Source organism: Lawsonibacter faecis (genome assembly GCF_014287675.1).
GTDB classification, from domain to species: Bacteria; Bacillota; Clostridia; order Oscillospirales; family Oscillospiraceae; genus Pseudoflavonifractor; species Pseudoflavonifractor faecis.
Genome location: NZ_JACOPQ010000002.1, coordinates 1 through 16702, shown reverse-complemented (window position 1 = coordinate 16702; position 16702 = coordinate 1). Strand labels below are relative to the sequence as shown.

Genomic DNA, 16702 nt, shown 5'->3' with positions numbered 1-16702 from the left:
ATGCTTTCCCTGCTCCATATTGAAAATATCGCGGTCATTGAATCGGCGGACATCCAGTTCGACGGCGGTTTCAACGCCCTGACCGGTGAGACCGGCGCGGGTAAATCCATCGTCATCGACGCCATCGGGGCCATCATCGGCGAGCGCACCAGCCGGGATCTTATCCGCACGGGGGCAAAGTCGGCCCGGGTGGAGGCGGTCTTCACCCATCTGCCCAGCCTGCCCTGGTTTGAGGAGAACGGCATGGGGCCCGACGAGGACGGCAACCTGATTCTCCAGCGGGAGATCCAGCCGGACGGTAAAAATGTCTGCCGACTGGCCGGGCGGCTGCTCACAGTCTCCCAGCTCAGGGCGCTGGGGAGCCAGCTCGTGAACATCCACGGCCAGCACGACGGCCAGCAGCTGCTGGATGAGCGCTGCCATCTGTCCTACCTGGACTCCTTCGGCGCCACCGAGGCTCTCCGGGAGGACTACCGCGCCGCCTATGATTCGCTTGCCGCCATACAGAGGGAGATTGCCGCCCTTGAGATGGATGAGGCGGAGAAATCCCGCCGGATTGACAGCCTGAACTTCCAAATCGGCGAGTTGGAGCGCGCCGGGCTCAAGGCGGGGGAGGAGGAGGCGCTCTCTGAGCGGCGCAGCCTGCTGCGCAACGCCGGAAAGCTCATTGAGGCGGTGGAAAACGCCCACTACGCCCTCTCGGGCGACGAGGACAGCGAGGGCGCGGCGGCCCTCATCGCCACAGCGGAATACGCCCTGACCCCCGCCGGGGAGATGAGCGGTCAGGCAGCGGCCCTGCTGGAGCGGATAGCGGAGCTGCGCTGCGCCGCTGACGACGTGGCGGAGACCCTGCGGGACCTGCGCGGCAGCTTCGACTTCGAGCCCGGCGAGCTGGACGAGGTGGAGAGCCGGCTGGATGTGATTTACCGCCTGCGGAAAAAATACGGCAATTCCGTGGAAGAAATGCTGGAATATCTGGAGAACTGCCGCAAGGAGCTGGATGAAATCCAATTTTCCAGCGATACCATTGCAAGGTTGGAGAAAAATTACGCCCAGGCGCTGAAAAATGCGGGGGCCAGGGCAAAAGCCCTCTCCGACGCCCGCCATCAGGCCGCCGAGGCCCTACAGACGAGAATCCAGTCGGAATTGGCCCAGCTGGACATGCCGAAGGTGCGCTTTCAGGTGGAATTTGCCGCTGTGGGCGGGAAAAACGGCCTGGATGAGACCGGCATGGACGCCGTGCAGTTTCTCATGTCGGCCAACGTGGGCGAAGCGCTGAAGCCCATCCAGAAAATCGCCTCCGGCGGCGAGCTGGCCCGCATTATGCTGGCCCTCAAGAATGTCCTGGCGGAGAACGACGACGTGACCACCCTGGTCTTTGACGAGGTGGACACCGGCGTCTCGGGCCGGGCGGCGCAGAAGGTGGCCGAGAAGATGGCCGACGTGGCGGGACACAAGCAGGTCCTCTGTGTGACCCACCTGCCGCAGATCGCGGCCATGGCCGACGTGCATTTTTCCGTGGAAAAAGGGGAGAGTAAGGGCAGGACCTTTACCGCGGTGGAGCGGCTGAGCCGGGACCGCCGCAAGGAGGAGTTAGCCCGGCTCACCTCCGGCGAGCACGTCACCATCGCCGCCCTGGAGAGCGCAGGGGAGCTGCTGGACGGCGCTCAGACCTACAAAAAGGGGAAAAGCCGCCCTTGACATTCGAAAAAACCCGTGGTATAGTACAACACAATCGCACAGCGTCATCGCAATGATGAGGAAGAGTAGCAGGGATTGGCAGTCGTACAGAGAGCCCCCGTTTTGGTGGAAGGGGGACGCCGCCGCTCTGTGAATACGCCTCGGAGCAGCCGCCTGAACTGCCAAAGCCACGGATTGCCGTGCCAGCCATCGCTGGCCTGCGGTCTTGTGAGACGGGGCACAGTAGGGCCGTGTCGGGTACGCCCGTTACAGCGTCAGGGTGTGTTGGCACCCGATGAGGCCCTCTCCGCGAGGAGGCGGGCGAACCAGAGGTGGTACCGCGTATTCACGCCCTCTGTCCGCAAGGACAGGGGGCGTTTTTATGCATGGGGGTGTGGACTTGGAAGAGGATTGGAGAAGACAGGGACAGGAGAGCGTATTTGCAGGGTGGGAGTACGCTTATGTCGAAAAATATATTCCAGCCAACCCTGTATTTGCCCGGCCATGTCAGAAATGCGCCGCCGCGTACTGTGACGATTGCGACGTGGAGGACGCTCACCGCTGTTCCCATGAGCACTGTATCTTCTGCAATTCTGAAATCAGCAATTACAGGGATGCATTGCATTCCGGATATATCCTGACAAAGGACAACAGCCGTCAAACGGGCTGGGTCTGCCCAGCTTGCTTTCGCGATTTTAAGGATGAATTCCATTGGACGGAACATAAATTGAACAACAAAGGAGACAGAAAAATGACACTTTATGAAGAGCTGCAGGCCCGGGGGCTGATTGCCCAGGTGACCGACGAGGAGGAGATCAAGGAGCTCATCAACAACGGCAGGGCCACCTTCTACATCGGTTTTGACCCCACCGCGGACTCCCTCCATGTGGGCCACTTTATGGCCCTGTGCCTGATGAAGCGGCTGCAGATGGCGGGCAACCGCCCCATCGCCCTCATCGGCGGCGGCACCGGCTACATCGGCGACCCCTCCGGCCGCAGCGATATGCGCAACATGATGACCCCCGAGACCATCCAGCACAACTGCGACTGCTTCAAAAAGCAGATGGAAAAGTTCATTGAGTTCGGGCCGGACAAGGCCATGATGCTCAACAACGCCGACTGGCTCCTGCAGCTGAACTACGTGGAGCTGCTGCGTGAGGTGGGCGCCTGCTTCAGCGTGAACAATATGCTCCGCGCCGAGTGCTACAAGCAGCGCATGGAGAAGGGGCTCTCTTTCCTGGAGTTCAACTACATGATCATGCAGAGCTACGACTTTTACCACATGTTTCAGACCGTGGGCTGCAACATGCAGTTCGGCGGTGACGACCAGTGGAGCAACATGCTCTTCGGCACCGACCTCATCCGCAAAAAGCTGGGCAAGGACGCCTACGCCATGACCATCACCCTGCTGATGAACTCCGAGGGCAAGAAGATGGGCAAGACCGCCTCCGGCGCGGTATGGCTGGACCCTGAAAAGACCTCTCCCTACGACTTCTACCAGTACTGGCGCAACGTGGGCGACCAGGACGTGCTCAAGTGCCTGCGGATGCTCACCTTCCTGCCCCTGGAGCAGATCGACGAGATGGACAGGTGGGAGGGGAGCCAGCTCAACACCGCCAAGGAAATTCTGGCCTTTGAGCTGACGAAGATGATCCACGGCGAGGAGGAGGCTCAGAAGGCCCAGGATGCGGCCAAGGCCCTCTTTGCACAGGGCGGCGACCTGGCCAACGTGCCCGCCACCACCCTGACCGGCGGCGACCTGACCGAGGGCGCCATCGGCATCCTGGACCTGATGGTCAAGTGCGGCCTGACGCCGTCCAAGGCCGAGGCCCGCCGGCTGGTCCAGCAGGGCGGCGTGGAGGCCGGCGGCGTCAAGGTGGCCGACATCGCCCGCAGCTTCACCGCGGAGGAGCTCTCCGGGGACGGCGTGATGATTAAAAAGGGGAAGAAGGTCTTCCACAAGGCCGTGCTGCAGGGATAATCGTTACCATATGAAGGGACGGCTCTCCTGCTGGCTCCGCCGACGGTCCCATGCCGAGGGGCCGAGACTTGCGCGAGCCTGCCGCCTTTTTTCTGATTGCTTCCCCAAGAGAAGCATGTTAGAATGAATGCAATGAATTTAGGAGAGGGGGGAACGCCTTGACGGAGAAAGAACCGGAGCAGGTGAAGCGGAAATGGTTTGTCCTGGATGCGCGGTCCATATCCAATCTGCTGGTGGTCCTCATCGGGATACTGTTCTATGTGGCGCTGAACAATTTCGGCGTCATCCAGGTCAAATTGGCGTCCTTTCTCAACGTGCTGGCCCCCTTTATCACAGGCTTTGCCATCGCCTACCTGCTGAACACCCCTATGAGCTTTTTTGAGCGCAAGGTCTACTGCAAGCTGAAGCGCCGCAGGGCGCTTTCGGTGCTGACGGTCTACCTCCTGGCCCTTGTGGTGCTGGTCATTCTGCTTAATCTGATTATCCCCCAGGTGGCCCAGAGCATCGTGGCGCTGATGGGGAATATGAACACCTATATGAACAACCTGAATGACCTGGCGCAGAACCTCATCGATCAATTTCACCTGGAGGGGGAGGGCCTCAACGACCTCATGGTGACCTACCAGGACCTGCTGAAAAAGGCCACCGAAATGGCCTCCAAGGCGCTGCCGGAGATTTTCAACTTCGGCGTGGCCCTGGGCAGCGGGGTTATCTCCGCCATCACCGCCCTTATCTCGTCCATCTATATGCTGGCGGGGAAGGGGCGGCTGGTCCCCCAAATCAAGAAAATCATCTATGCCTTCGTCCCTACAAGGAAGGCCGACCGTTTTCTGGACATCTGCCGGCACGCCAACGGGGTCTTCGTGGGCTTCATCAACGGCAAGCTGATTGACAGCGCGATTATCGGTGTGCTCTGCTTCGTGCTCAATCTGATTTTCCGCATTCCATTCCCCATGCTGGTGGCGGTGGTCATCGGAGTGACCAATATCATCCCCTTCTTCGGTCCCATCATCGGCGCGGTGCCCTGTATCATGATTCTGCTGATCGTGGACCCCTGGGCAGCGCTGCGCTTCGGTATTCTGGTGGTGGCCCTGCAGCAGTTCGACGGCAATATCCTGGGCCCCAAAATTCTCGGGGACAGCACCGGACTCTCCGCCATCTGGGTCCTGGTGGCCATCGTGGTGGGCGGCGGGCTCTTCGGCTTCCCGGGAATGCTCCTGGGCGTACCCACCTTTGCGGTCATCTACTCCCTCGTCGGGGAGCTGGTCAACGCCAAGCTGAAAGCCAGGGGGATAGACGGCAGCGGAAAACGCAGGGAGCAGGAGGGCGAAGCCACCCCCGGGACAAAAACCGAATAGACATTCAAAACTCCCGTCGCTTTTGCGACGGGAGTTTTTGGTTAAAGGTTGCAAGCAAGCCTGTAAGCCGGGTTCTGTCTTTTAAGACAGCCATCTATCTCGACGCACCGTTGCCGATACGCTCAAGCCGCCTCCTGAGGACGACCGGGCCGGTCATGCGTCCTCCCACGGCGTTGCTCCGGATAGAGTTTACAGCGATGAGCGCTTCCACGTCATCGGGCGGGCTCTTACCTCCGCCTTTCCACCCTTACCTCGTCGGCACAAGCTCCATACCGCTCGCCCCGCCGCAAGCGGCAGAGCTCACTCATTTCGCTGTGCCTCCTCTCCCCACAACGCCGTAAAGGCTTTGCGGGTTCAAGGCGGTTTATCTCTGTTGCACTTTTCCTAGGGTCGCCCCCGGCGGGTGTTACCCGTTATCCTTGCCCTGCGGAGCCCGGACTTTCCTCAGAACGGGCCTTTCGGCCTCGCCCCGCGGCTGTCCAGCTTACTTGCAGAGATGATTGTAACCGATTTGAAGGAGATTGTCAAATCGATTGAAATTTATCCCACTTGGTTATATAATAGATTAGTTCATGTCAGTTACATTTGTCAAAGGGGGAATTCAAATGGATTCCACAATACAGGAATATCTGGACGCGCTGCGGGGCAAGCGGGTGGCCGTCATCGGCATCGGCGTGTCCAACGCGCCCCTGATTAAAATGCTGCTGCGCGCGGACATCCCGGTCACCGCCTGCGACAGAAACCCGCGGGAGGCCTTCGGCGGGCTCATAGAGGAGCTGGAGAGCCTGGGCGCGGAGACCCGGCTGGGGAGCGGCTATCTGGAGGGACTGGATCACGACGTCATCTTCCGAACGCCCGGCCTGCGGCCCGACGTGCCCCAGCTCCAGGCGGCCCGGGAGCGGGGGAGCCTCGTCACCTCGGAGATGGAGGTCTTCTTCCAGGTCTGCCCCTGCGAGATCATCGGCGTCACCGGCAGCGACGGGAAGACCACCACCACCACCATCATCGCAGAGCTCTTGAAAAAGGCGGGCTACAACGTCTATGTGGGCGGCAACATCGGCAAGCCCCTCCTGGCCGAGACGCCCAATATGGAGCCCGACGACATGGTCGTGCTGGAGCTCTCCTCCTTCCAGCTCATGACCATGGACGTCAGCCCCGATGTCGCGGTGGTGACCAATCTGGCCCCCAACCATCTGGACGTGCACAAGTCGATGGAGGAGTACATTGCCGCAAAGGAAAATATCTTTACACACCAGTGTACTGAGGACCGGGCGGTCTTTAACTACGATAACGAAATCACCCGGAGCTTCGGCGGGGAGTCCCGGGGCCGGGTGACGATGTTCAGCCGGCGGCAAACCCTTGACCGGGGCGTCTATGTGAAAAACAACGCCATCTGGATCTCCGGTGAGGACGGGAGCAGGGAGGTGCTGCCCCTCTCCGGCATCCTCCTGCCCGGCGAGCACAACGTTGAAAACTATATGGCCGCTATCGGCGCGGTGGACGGCCTGGTCTCCGACGAGACCATCCGGGCTTTCGCCCGGACCTTCGGCGGGGTGGAGCACCGCATCGAGCTGGTGCGCACGCTGGACGGCGTGCGGTACTACAACGACTCCATCGCCTCCAGCCCCTCCCGCACCATCGCGGGCCTACGCTCCTTTAAGGAAAAGGTGATCCTGATTGCCGGCGGGTACGACAAGCATATTCCGTTTGACGTGCTTGGCCCTGAAATAATCGAGCATGTAAAGCTTCTTATCCTGACCGGTGACACCGCCGGAAAAATCTGCGAGGCGGTGGAGCACTCCCCCGGCTACGACGGCGCCAATCCCCCCATCCAGCGGTTCGACGACTTCACCCAGGCGGTGCTGGCCGCCCATACCGTGGCCCAGAGCGGGGACGTGGTGCTGATGTCGCCCGCCTGCGCCTCCTTTGATAGGTTCAAAAACTTTATGGAGCGGGGCAACGCCTTTAAGCAGATTGTCCGCGAGCTTTAACACTGTGTAAGGAAGTGAAATGATGTTGGACATTCGAAACGCACTGGAGCGCCTCTGCTCCCAGACGGCGCCCTCCGGCTTTGAGGCCCCGGCGGCCCAAGCGGCGATGGATCTGCTGCGCCCCATGGTGGACGAGGTCTCCATCGACCGGCTGGGAAACCTTGTGGGTGTGCGCCGCTGCGGCAGGCCGGGCGCGAAAAAGCTGCTGCTGGACGCCCATCTGGACGAGATCGGCCTTATCGTTATCGGGATTGAAGACGGCTTTCTACGTTTCCGCAGCATTGGCGGGGTCGACCCCCGGATGCTGCCCGACCGGGAGCTGACCATTCTCACCAATCCCCCCCTCTTCGGCGTGGTCTCCTGCCTGGCGCCACACATCCAGAAGAAGGGGGACGCCGACAAGGCGGTGCCCCTGGCCGACCTCTTCATCGACATCGGCATGACCCAGGAACAGGCGGAGAAGGCCGTGCCTATCGGCACACCCATTGTCTACCGCGGGAGCTGCTTCGCCCTGGGGGAGAGTCAGGTCTGCGGAAAGGCCATGGACGACCGGGCCTGCTTTGTGACCCTCCTGCGCTGCGCGGAGCTTCTGAGGGATAAGGAGCTGGACGTGGACCTCTATATCATGGGCAGCACCCGTGAGGAGGTCTCCGGCGCGGGCGCCACGACGGGCACCTTCGCCATCGCCCCGGACTACTGCGTGGCGGTGGATGTGACCCATGGCAAGACTCCCGACGTGCCCAATCCCAGGGGGCGGGTACTGGAGCTGGGCGGCGGCCCCGCCGTCGGCATCGGTCCCAATATGACCACCTGGATGACCCGGCGCATGATTGCCAAGGCCGAGTCGAACGATATTCCCTGGCAGGGCGAGGTCATGGCCGGCCACACGGGCACCAACGGCTGGCATATGCAGGTCAGCCGGGAGGGAGTGGCCACCTCGGTGGTCAGCCTGCCCCTCAAATATATGCATACCCCCATCGAGGTGCTGACCCTGGAGGACATCGAGTCGGTGGCGAAGCTGCTGGCCGCCTTCACGGAGAACCTGGGGAAGGAGGCGGAAACCATATGCTGATAGATACCATCAAGGAGCTGTGCGCCCTCAGCGGCGTATCCAGCTTCGAAGACGAGGTCCGGGCCTATCTAAAAGAAAAGGCCGCGCCCTACGCCGACGCGCTGCGGGTGGACGCCATGGGGAGTCTCATCGTCTTCAAGAAGGGCAGGCGCTCCACCGGGAACAAGCTCCTTCTGGCCGCCCACATGGACGAGGTGGGCCTCATCGTCAAGAACGTCACCGACGACGGATACCTGAAATTCTTCTGCGTGGGCGGTATCGACCGCCGGGTGCTGATTGGCAAGAATGTCTTTGTCGGCAAGAAAGCAATTCCCGGCGTCATCGGCCTCAAGGCTTACCACCTGGTCAGCGAGGACGAGGAGAAGAAGGTCCCCAAAGTGGAGGACCTCTATATCGATATCGGTGCCAGAGACAGGGAGGAGGCCGAAAAGCAGGTCTCCCTGGGTGAGTTTGCCGCGTTCTCAGGCGATGTGGCGGAGTTCGGCGACGGCTTCATCAAGGCCAAGGCCCTGGACGACCGGGTTGGCTGCGCGGTGATGCTGGAGCTTTTAAAAGAGGACCTGCCCATGGACTGCACCTTCGCTTTCACCGTTCAGGAGGAGGTGGGCTGCCGTGGGGCCTTCGGCACGGCCTTCTCCGTGACGCCGGAGATCGCCCTGGTGCTGGAGACCACCACCGCCGCCGACCTGGCGGGGGTGGCGGAGCACAAGCAGGTCTGCGCCCTGGGCAAGGGGCCGGTGGTGCCCTTTATGGACGGCGGCTCCGTGGCGGACCGAAAGCTCTTCGAGCTGACCCGGGAGCTGGCGGAGAAGCACGATATTCCCTGGCAGACCAAGCACTATATTGCCGGCGGCAACGACGCGTCCGTCTTCCAGCGGACAAAGGAGGGCGTGCGGACGGTGGTCATGAGCGCCGCTGTGCGGTATCTCCACGCGCCGTCCAGCGTGGCCTGCAAGAAGGATTTCGACGATATTCTGCGGCTTGCCCGGCTCTTTATCGGGGCAATCGCCGCTGAGGAGGAAGCATAATGGATACGCTCAAGACTTTACAGACCATCAACGCCTGCCACGGCCCCGCCGGAGACGAGAGCAGCGTGGCCGACGCCATTGAAAAGCTGGCGGCGCCCTACGCCGATAAGATTAAGCGGGATGTGATGGGCAACCTGATTGTCCGCAAAAAGGGGAGCGGGCCCAAGGTGATGTTCGCCGCCCATATGGACTCTATCGGCTTCATCGTCACCCATATCGATGAGAAGGGCTTTCTCCGCTTCGGCAAGGTGGGCGGCCTGCGGCCCAACAGCTGTGTTCACACCCCGGTCCGTTTCAAGAACGGGGTCCGGGGTGTGGTGTCCCTGGACTGCGGCGTGGAGCCCAAGGACATGACTCTGGAGGACCTCTATATCGACGTCGGCGCCAAGAGCCGGGAGGAGGCCCAGGGACTGGTCCGGATCGGCGATACCGCCGTCTTCGACGGTCCGGCCTTTTCCGCCGGGGACCGGCTGGTCTCGCCCTATATGGACGACCGCATCGCCTGCGTGGTGCTCCTCAAGGCCCTTGAGATGCTGGGGAAGAGCGACAACGACCTCTACTTCGTTTTCACCGTCCAGGAGGAGCTTGGCCTGCGGGGCGCCAAGACGGCGGCCTACGGCATTGACCCGGACTACGGCGTGGCCGTGGATGTGACCTGGTCCGACGACGAGCTGAATCCCCGGCACCGGGGCAGCAGCACGGCGGGCGGCGGCGCCTCCATCAAGGTGATGGACGGCTCGGTCATCTGCCACCCCCAGATGGTGAAGCGGCTGGAGGAGCTTGCTCTGGCAAGGGAAATCCCTTACCAGATGGACGTTATTCGCCAGGGCGGTACGGACGCCGGTTCCATCCATCTGACCCGCTCCGGAGTCTATACCGGCGGCGTATCCATCCCCTGCCGCTATATGCACTCCCCCGTGGAGATGGTGGACGCCCGGGACGTGGAGGCCTGCGCCGGGCTGGTGGCCGCCTTTGCTGAGGCGGAGCTGGAGTAAGGATGGATAACGGCCCGCCGGCTTCCTTGGCGGGGCCGCGCAGAGGACCTCCCATGCGGAAACATAGAGAAAAGCGAGTGTAAGATTAAATGGCTTTACAGATTAGTGAGCGCGTCCGCGCTCTGGCTGCGGAGGCCCAGGCGGGCCTCCGCAGCCAGTTTGACCGCATCGACGCCATCGCCGAGGAGAACACCCAAAAGGTGCTCGCCGCGTTCCAGAAGCACCGGGTGGCTGAGAGCTACTTTGCCGGGACCACCGGCTACGGTTATGACGATATCGGTCGGGACAAGCTGGACGAGATTTTTGCCGAGATTTTCGGCACAGAGGACGCGCTGGTGCGCATCGGCTTTGTCAACGGCACCCACGCCATCACGGCGGCCCTCTTCGGCGCGCTCCGGCCCGGCGACGTGCTGGTCTCCGCCGTGGGCGCGCCCTACGATACCCTGCTGGGCGTCATCGGCGTGGTGGACAAGGGCCCCGGCTCCCTCAAGGAGTACGGCGTGGGCTACCGCCAGGTGGAACTGACGGCGGACAATCAGCCGGATCTGGCAGGGCTCTCCGCTGCCGTTAAGGAGCCCGGCGTCAAGGCGGTTCTGATCCAGCGGTCCAAGGGCTACTCCACCCGTTCCTCACTCTCCGTGGACGAGATCGGGGCGATGTGCGCCCTGATTCGCGCGGCCAACCCGGACGCCTCCATCCTGGTGGACAACTGCTACGGCGAGTTCGTGGAGACCCGAGAGCCTACAGAGGCGGGGGCGGATCTGGTGGTGGGCTCTCTCATAAAAAATCCCGGCGGCGGACTGGCCCCCACCGGCGGCTATATCGCCGGACGGCGGGATCTGGTGGAGGCGGCCGCCATGCGGCTCACCGCGCCGGGGATCGGCCGGGAATGCGGCTCCACTCTGGGAAACAACCGCAGCCTCTACCAGGGTCTTTTCCTTGCGCCTCACACCACCGCCCAGGCGGTGAAGACCGCCGTCTTCGCGGCGAGGATGATGGAGCTGCTGGGATACCGAACCGAGCCCGCCTCAGATGCGGTGCGGCACGACATCATCCAGATGCTCCACTTCGGAAGCCCCGAGCCGCTGAAAAAGTTCTGCCGGGGCATCCAGTTCGGCGCGCCGGTGGACTCCTATGTCACCCCGGAGCCCTGGGACATGCCCGGTTACGACTGCCAGGTCATTATGGCGGCGGGGGCTTTCATTCAGGGTGCGTCCATTGAGCTCTCCTGCGACGCCCCTATGCGGGAACCGTACACCGCCTATCTCCAGGGCGGCCTGACCTACGAGTCGGGCAAGGCGGGGGTGATGCTGGCGGTGGAGGAGCTCCTGAATTTCTAGTGGTGTATCCAGTGCCTTTTAAACACGGACTCTAAATAATTTTCCTGCTGCGTAAAAACTCCTTGGGGCGGCCTGGTTGTGAAACGAGCCGTAGCGCGCATAGACTGCACCGATGGGGGTGAGTCTGATGACGCGGAGACCGATGCGGCGCGTTTGGCTGCGGGGACCCGGGCGGCGGGCCCGCAACGGCCGCGGCTTAAGCGGCGGCGCGGTGCAGCTTATGCTGTCGGCGGTTCTGGGGATTGGGCTGGCTCTGGCGCTCATCCGGGCCTTTGACGGCAGCGTGCGCCCCACGGTGACCGAGATGGCAAGGACTCAGGTCAGCAACGCCGTGACCCGTATTGTGGACACGGCTGTGACCGACACCCTGGCGGAGGAGGCCATCGCCTACAGCGATATGGTCACACTCCAGACGGACAGCGCCGGGCGCATCACCGCATTGACCAGCAACTCCACAGAGATGAACCGCCTGCGCACCGATATTATGAACGATATCGTCTCGCAGGTTGATAGCCTTGGCACGCCCGAGCTGGGCGTGCCTCTGGGCAACCTGACCGGCTTTTCGTCCCTGTCGGGCAAGGGGCCGCTCCTGCCCGTGCGGGTGCTTACCCTGGGGACGCCGGAGGCGGCCTTCTCCAACGTCTTCACAGACGCCGGCATCAATCAGACCTACCACCGGGTTATGCTGGACGTGACGGTGGACATCACCCTTCTGATTCCGGGCGGAACGGTAAACACCTCCGTGAATACCCAGGTATGTGTGGCGGAGACCGTCCTGGTAGGCGAGGTGCCGCAGACATATCTGCAGCTCACGCCCGCAGGATGATGGGCGGAAAAACGTTATTTCTTTTTTAGAAAGCCAGCGGCGCAATATGATAAAATATGGGCATCATAGAGATAAAGGAGCCCACACCCATGGATACTCTGCTGTGGTATGTCGAAATTGCGCTGGATTACGGCTTTCAGATGCTGCCCTGCGTCCTTGCCGCCGCTCTCGTCTTTTTCTGCCTGATCCCGTGGCGCAAGCGGCGTCTGACAAGGCGCGGTCTGATCAGCGGGAGCCTGCGGGAGGGAGCGCTCCTGCTTTTCGTGGTCTTTACCATGGGCTTGGCGGCACTGACACTCTCGCCGCCGGGCTTCTGGTATCAATTGCTATACGGCTACCCCATCACGTTTCAATTTGGGTTGAATCACGGCTTTTTCTGGCAAATCACAATTATACAGGATCTGCTTCAGATGGGTTCGTGGTCCTTTTTTATGCTCCTGGGCAATCTCTGTATGTTTGCCCCCCTGGGCTTCTTTCCTGCTCTTTTGTGGAGCGCTCCCCGCTGGTGGAAGTCGGCGCTGATTGGCTTCTGCGCCTCCGCCTTCGTGGAGGTGTTCCAGCTTTTTCTGCCCAGGAGCAGCGACATCAACGACATTATACTAAACACCTTCGGCGCGCTGTGCGGCTTTTGGATCTACCTTCTGCTCCGCCGCCTCGCGCCCCGGGCGGCTGCCAAGTTTAAATGCAGGCAATTGGAGGTCCCTGATGGACGAAATACTGGAGATACAGCAGCTCCGGCGTGAGCTGAATCAGGCCAATTATGACTATTACGTACTCGATAACCCCACCCTGTCCGACTACGACTTCGACCACAAGCTCCGCCGCCTTGAGGAGCTGGAGGCGGCCCACCCGGACCAGGTGACCTCCGATTCCCCCACCCAGCGGGTGGGCGGCAAGGTGGCTGAGGGCTTTCAGGAGGTGGTCCACCAGGTCCCGCTGGAGAGCCTTCAGGACGTGTTTTCCATTGAGGAGCTGGAGGAGTTCGGCGCCCGGGTGACGGGCGCGCTGGAGGGCCCCGCCGAGTTCGACGTGGAGCCCAAGGTGGACGGCCTCTCGGTGGCGCTGGAGTACCGGGACGGCGTCTTCGTCCGGGGCGCCACCCGGGGCGACGGCCGGGTGGGGGAGGACGTGACGGAGAATCTCAAGACCATCCGCTCCATCCCCCTGCGGCTTCCCGAAGCACTGCCCCATCTCATTGTCCGGGGCGAGGTCTTTATGCCCAAGGCGGTCTTCGGGAAGCTCAATGAGGAGCGGGAGCTGAATGGCGAGGCCCTGTTCGCCAACCCCCGCAATGCGGCGGCGGGCTCCATGCGCCAGCTGGACCCCAAAATCGCGGCGGCGCGCAAGCTGGATATCGTCGTCTTCAATATCCAGCTTGCGGAGGGTAAGACCTTTGCCACCCATACGGAGGCCCTGGAGTATCTGGAGCGCCAGCACTTCAAGGTTATTCCGCGAAGCCTCTGCTCCACGATGGAGGAGGCCGCCCGCTATATCGCCGAAATCGGCGATACCCGCGAGAAATTCAGCTACGATATTGACGGCGCGGTTGTAAAGCTCAATAACCTGTCAGATCGCGAAACCCTGGGCAGCACCGCAAAATTTCCCCGTTGGGCGGCGGCCTACAAGTATCCGCCGGAGCAGAAGGAGAGCGTGGTGGAGGACATTGTGGTCCAGGTGGGCCGCACCGGCGTACTGACGCCCAAGGCGATTGTAAAGGCAGTGCGCCTTGCAGGCACTACCGTCACCAACGCCACCCTGCACAATCAGGATTTTATCTCCGAAAAGGATATCCGCATCGGCGACACGGTGCTGGTCCAGAAGGCTGGGGAAATCATCCCGGAGATTGTTGCGGTGGTCATGGAGAAGCGGCCCGGGGGGACCCGCCCCTACCATCTGCCCGGACAGTGTCCGGTCTGCGGCGCACCGGTAGCCCGGGATGAGGACGGGGCCCACATCCGCTGTACCGGCGCGGAGTGTCCGGCCCAGCTTCTGCGGCATCTGGCCCACTTTGCCTCTCGCGACGCGATGGATATCGAGGGCCTGGGACCGGCGGTGGTGGAGGCCCTGGTGAACGCCGGGATGGTCAGGACTCCGGCGGACCTCTACCGTCTGGACGCTCAGGCGGTGGCCGGGCTGGAACGGATGGGGAAGAAGTCGGCGGAGAATCTGCTCTCCGCCATTGAGAAATCCAAGGAGAACGATCTCTCCCGGCTGCTCTTCGCCTTCGGCATCCGCCAGGTGGGACAGAAGGCGGGAAAGATTCTCGCCGCCCGGTTCGGCTCCATGGACGCCCTCCTGGCGGCCGGGGAGGAGGATTTTACCGCCGTCCCCGATATCGGCGGCATCACCGCCAAAAGCCTTCTGGAGTGGCTCCACAGCCCCCAGAGCGCCCATCTCATCCAGTCCCTTAGGGACGCGGGCGTCAATATGGAGAGCCGGGAGACCCCTGCGGGCGACGCCCTGGCGGGGAAGACCTTTGTCCTCACCGGGTCGCTGGAGCAGTTCACCCGGGACGAGGCCGGGGCCATGATTGAGGCCCAGGGCGGCAAGGTGTCCGGCTCAGTGTCCAAAAAAACCAGCTATGTGGTGGCCGGCGAGGCCGCCGGATCCAAGCTGCGCAAGGCGGAGGAGCTGGGGATTCCGGTACTCAGCGAGACGGAATTCCTCCAGCTTCTGCAAAATTCCTGACGAATAGACAAAAGCCGCGGGCTGTCTGAAATTCAGACAGCCCGCGGCTTTTGTCTATGGAATTTTACCCGCACGGGGCTAATATGGTATCAGAGAGATAATAACCCCCACGGCGGCAGGACAGTACGGCAAAAGGAGTGAATCCGCTATGACACTGATGGAACGCGCGAAGAAGTACGGGCTGGACAAGGCCTATGACTACCTGGACAAGGACCCGGACACCAATATCCCGAAGCTGATGGAGCTGGTGGACAAGGTGGCCGGGGATGAGTTTGCGGGACAGCGGAAGGCCTTCCGCGAGGCCATCGAGAGCAAAAACAACTGGTACCAGCTCATCCGCAGCCTGTGGACCGACATCGACGACGGCGTGCGCAGAACCTTCTTTGAAAACTTTATCATCAACGCCAGCATTATCGGTTATCCCCGGCAGGTTAAGACCGCCGAGGAGCACGGCTGCAACGTACCCTGGGCCATTCTGATGGACCCCACCAGCGCCTGCAACCTCCACTGCACCGGCTGCTGGGCGGCCGAGTACGGCGACAAGCTGAACATGAGCCCGGAGACCCTGGACTCCATTATCCGCCAGGGCAAGGAGCTGGGCACCTATATGTACATCTACTCCGGCGGTGAGCCGCTGGTGCGCAAAAAGGACATCATCAAGCTCTGTGAGATGCACCCGGACTGCGAATTTCTGGCCTTCACCAACGCCACCCTCATTGACGAGGCCTTTGCCGAGGAGATGCTTCGGGTGAAGAACTTCATCCCCGCCATCAGCGTGGAGGGCTTTGAGGAGGCTACCGACTTCCGGCGGGGCCGGGGCACCTTCGCCGCCGTGGTCAGGGCGATGGAGATTCTCAAGCGGAAGAAGCTGCCCTTCGGCATCTCCTGCTGCTACACCAGCAAGAATGTGGACATCATCGGCAGCGAGGCCTACTACGATCAGATGATCGCGTGGGGCGCCAAGTTCTGCTGGTTCTTCACCTATATGCCCGTGGGCGTGGACGCGGTGCCCGAGCTCATGGCCACCGCCGAGCAGCGCGAGTTCATGTATCGCCGGGTCCGGGAGCTGCGCAGGACCAAACCCCTCTTCACCCTGGACTTCTGGAACGACGGCGAGTACGTGGAGGGCTGCATCGCCGGCGGCCGCCACTATCTGCACATCAACGCCGGCGGCGACATTGAGCCCTGCGCCTTCATTCACTACTCCGACTCCAATATCAGGGATTACACCCTGCTGGAGGCCTATCAGCGTCCGCTGTTCATGGGCTACCACAGGGGCCAGCCCTTCAACGGCAACCACCTGCGGCCCTGCCCGCTGCTGGACAATCCCGGTGCGCTGAGCAGGGTGGTGGATGAGTCCGGGGCCCGCTCCACCGATTTGGAGCACCCGGAGGACGTCCACGACCTGTCTGCCAAGTGCACGGAAAAGGCGGAGAAATGGGCGGTGACGGCGGGGAAGCTCTGGGACGAAAGCCACCCGGGCTGCGGGGGCTGCGGCGGATGCCGCCCCGGAGAACAGACTTAGAGAAAAGCGCCTGGGCAAATGAACAGCCCCAAGTTATTCAGACAGCACAAAAAAGCGGCCCGTGAGTAGGCAAAGCAGATTATGAGGAGAGGTGGCGCACAAGCGGCGCCTCTCCCGTTTTTATTTGGATACGCTCATAGTTATAAAAGTGAATAAACTCGGCAATCGCATGGTTGGCCTCTTCAAAGGTGTCCGGCTTATGCCTGTAAATACACTCG

The 16702-nt window shown here is 61.7% G+C and carries 13 protein-coding genes and 1 other RNA gene; 12 read left to right on the top strand and 2 right to left on the bottom strand.

Annotation, left to right across the window (positions count from 1 at the left end; translation table 11 throughout):
• From recN to H8S62_RS02190, 3 genes are all read left to right on the top strand, one after another.
• Nucleotides 1–1701 carry a DNA repair protein RecN gene (gene recN, locus H8S62_RS02200; RefSeq protein ID WP_155146522.1) on the top strand — a complete coding sequence of 567 codons (1701 nt, stop codon included), beginning with the start codon at nucleotides 1–3 and terminating at the stop codon, nucleotides 1699–1701.
• Between the two features lie 730 nt (nucleotides 1702–2431).
• Nucleotides 2432–3661 carry a tyrosine--tRNA ligase gene (gene tyrS / locus H8S62_RS02195; protein ID WP_155146527.1) on the top strand — a complete coding sequence of 410 codons (1230 nt, stop codon included), beginning with the start codon at nucleotides 2432–2434 and terminating at the stop codon, nucleotides 3659–3661.
• 158 nt (nucleotides 3662–3819) lie between these two features.
• Nucleotides 3820–5019: an AI-2E family transporter gene (locus tag H8S62_RS02190; RefSeq protein ID WP_155146529.1), complete on the top strand. Its 1200-nt coding sequence runs from the start codon at nucleotides 3820–3822 to the stop codon at nucleotides 5017–5019.
• Nucleotides 5020–5066: 47 nt separating this feature from the next.
• Here H8S62_RS02190 and rnpB read toward each other — a convergent pair.
• An RNA gene (gene rnpB / locus H8S62_RS02185) (RNase P RNA component class A) lies at nucleotides 5067–5510 on the bottom strand.
• 114 nt (nucleotides 5511–5624) lie between these two features.
• On the opposite strand from rnpB, the gene murD reads away from it, so the two are divergent.
• From murD to H8S62_RS02140, 9 genes are all read left to right on the top strand, one after another.
• Entirely contained in the window at nucleotides 5625–7010 is a 1386-nt protein-coding gene (gene murD, locus H8S62_RS02180) for a UDP-N-acetylmuramoyl-L-alanine--D-glutamate ligase (RefSeq protein ID WP_186918348.1), read from the top strand.
• A 22-nt stretch (nucleotides 7011–7032) separates the two neighbouring features.
• Nucleotides 7033–8082 (top strand): zinc-binding metallopeptidase family protein, encoded by a 1050-nt coding sequence (locus H8S62_RS02175; RefSeq protein WP_207723443.1) that lies wholly within the window; start codon nucleotides 7033–7035, stop codon nucleotides 8080–8082.
• The gene (locus tag H8S62_RS02170) at nucleotides 8076–9110 is read left to right on the top strand and encodes a M42 family metallopeptidase (RefSeq protein ID WP_186918347.1); all 1035 of its coding nucleotides are present in this window, start codon (nucleotides 8076–8078) and stop codon (nucleotides 9108–9110) included. Before H8S62_RS02175 ends, H8S62_RS02170 begins: the two co-directional genes overlap by 7 nt.
• The gene (locus tag H8S62_RS02165) at nucleotides 9110–10105 is read left to right on the top strand and encodes a M42 family metallopeptidase (RefSeq protein WP_186918346.1); all 996 of its coding nucleotides are present in this window, start codon (nucleotides 9110–9112) and stop codon (nucleotides 10103–10105) included. The genes H8S62_RS02170 and H8S62_RS02165 overlap by 1 nt, the downstream gene beginning before the upstream one ends.
• A gap of 89 nt (nucleotides 10106–10194) precedes the next feature.
• Nucleotides 10195–11445 (top strand): methionine gamma-lyase family protein, encoded by a 1251-nt coding sequence (locus H8S62_RS02160; protein ID WP_186918345.1) that lies wholly within the window; start codon nucleotides 10195–10197, stop codon nucleotides 11443–11445.
• A gap of 127 nt (nucleotides 11446–11572) precedes the next feature.
• Entirely contained in the window at nucleotides 11573–12271 is a 699-nt protein-coding gene (gene yunB / locus H8S62_RS02155) for a sporulation protein YunB (RefSeq protein WP_186918344.1), read from the top strand.
• Nucleotides 12272–12360: 89 nt separating this feature from the next.
• Nucleotides 12361–13014 carry a VanZ family protein gene (locus H8S62_RS02150; RefSeq protein ID WP_186918343.1) on the top strand — a complete coding sequence of 218 codons (654 nt, stop codon included), beginning with the start codon at nucleotides 12361–12363 and terminating at the stop codon, nucleotides 13012–13014.
• Entirely contained in the window at nucleotides 12977–14959 is a 1983-nt protein-coding gene (gene ligA, locus H8S62_RS02145) for an NAD-dependent DNA ligase LigA (RefSeq protein ID WP_186918342.1), read from the top strand. Before H8S62_RS02150 ends, ligA begins: the two co-directional genes overlap by 38 nt.
• A gap of 148 nt (nucleotides 14960–15107) precedes the next feature.
• Nucleotides 15108–16484: a radical SAM/SPASM domain-containing protein gene (locus H8S62_RS02140; protein WP_186918341.1), complete on the top strand. Its 1377-nt coding sequence runs from the start codon at nucleotides 15108–15110 to the stop codon at nucleotides 16482–16484.
• 79 nt (nucleotides 16485–16563) lie between these two features.
• Here the strand turns inward: H8S62_RS02140 and H8S62_RS18620 are convergent, their stop codons facing one another.
• Nucleotides 16564–16695, bottom strand: coding sequence for an IS3 family transposase (locus tag H8S62_RS18620; RefSeq protein ID WP_423788655.1), 132 nt, complete (start codon nucleotides 16693–16695; stop codon nucleotides 16564–16566).
• Between the last annotated feature and the right edge of the window lie 7 nt (nucleotides 16696–16702).

Bases quoted from the DNA above. Each gene is read 5' to 3' on its own strand.
- recN (WP_155146522.1), top strand. From the start codon at position 1: ATGCTTTCCCTGCTCCATATTGAAAATATCGCGGTCATTGAATCGGCG.
- tyrS (WP_155146527.1), top strand. From the start codon at position 2,432: ATGACACTTTATGAAGAGCTGCAGGCCCGGGGGCTGATTGCCCAGGTG.
- murD (WP_186918348.1), top strand. From the start codon at position 5,625: ATGGATTCCACAATACAGGAATATCTGGACGCGCTGCGGGGCAAGCGG.
- H8S62_RS02175 (WP_207723443.1), top strand. From the start codon at position 7,033: ATGTTGGACATTCGAAACGCACTGGAGCGCCTCTGCTCCCAGACGGCG.
- H8S62_RS02170 (WP_186918347.1), top strand. From the start codon at position 8,076: ATGCTGATAGATACCATCAAGGAGCTGTGCGCCCTCAGCGGCGTATCC.
- H8S62_RS02165 (WP_186918346.1), top strand. From the start codon at position 9,110: ATGGATACGCTCAAGACTTTACAGACCATCAACGCCTGCCACGGCCCC.
- H8S62_RS02160 (WP_186918345.1), top strand. From the start codon at position 10,195: ATGGCTTTACAGATTAGTGAGCGCGTCCGCGCTCTGGCTGCGGAGGCC.
- yunB (WP_186918344.1), top strand. From the start codon at position 11,573: ATGACGCGGAGACCGATGCGGCGCGTTTGGCTGCGGGGACCCGGGCGG.
- H8S62_RS02150 (WP_186918343.1), top strand. From the start codon at position 12,361: ATGGATACTCTGCTGTGGTATGTCGAAATTGCGCTGGATTACGGCTTT.
- ligA (WP_186918342.1), top strand. From the start codon at position 12,977: ATGGACGAAATACTGGAGATACAGCAGCTCCGGCGTGAGCTGAATCAG.
- H8S62_RS02140 (WP_186918341.1), top strand. From the start codon at position 15,108: ATGACACTGATGGAACGCGCGAAGAAGTACGGGCTGGACAAGGCCTAT.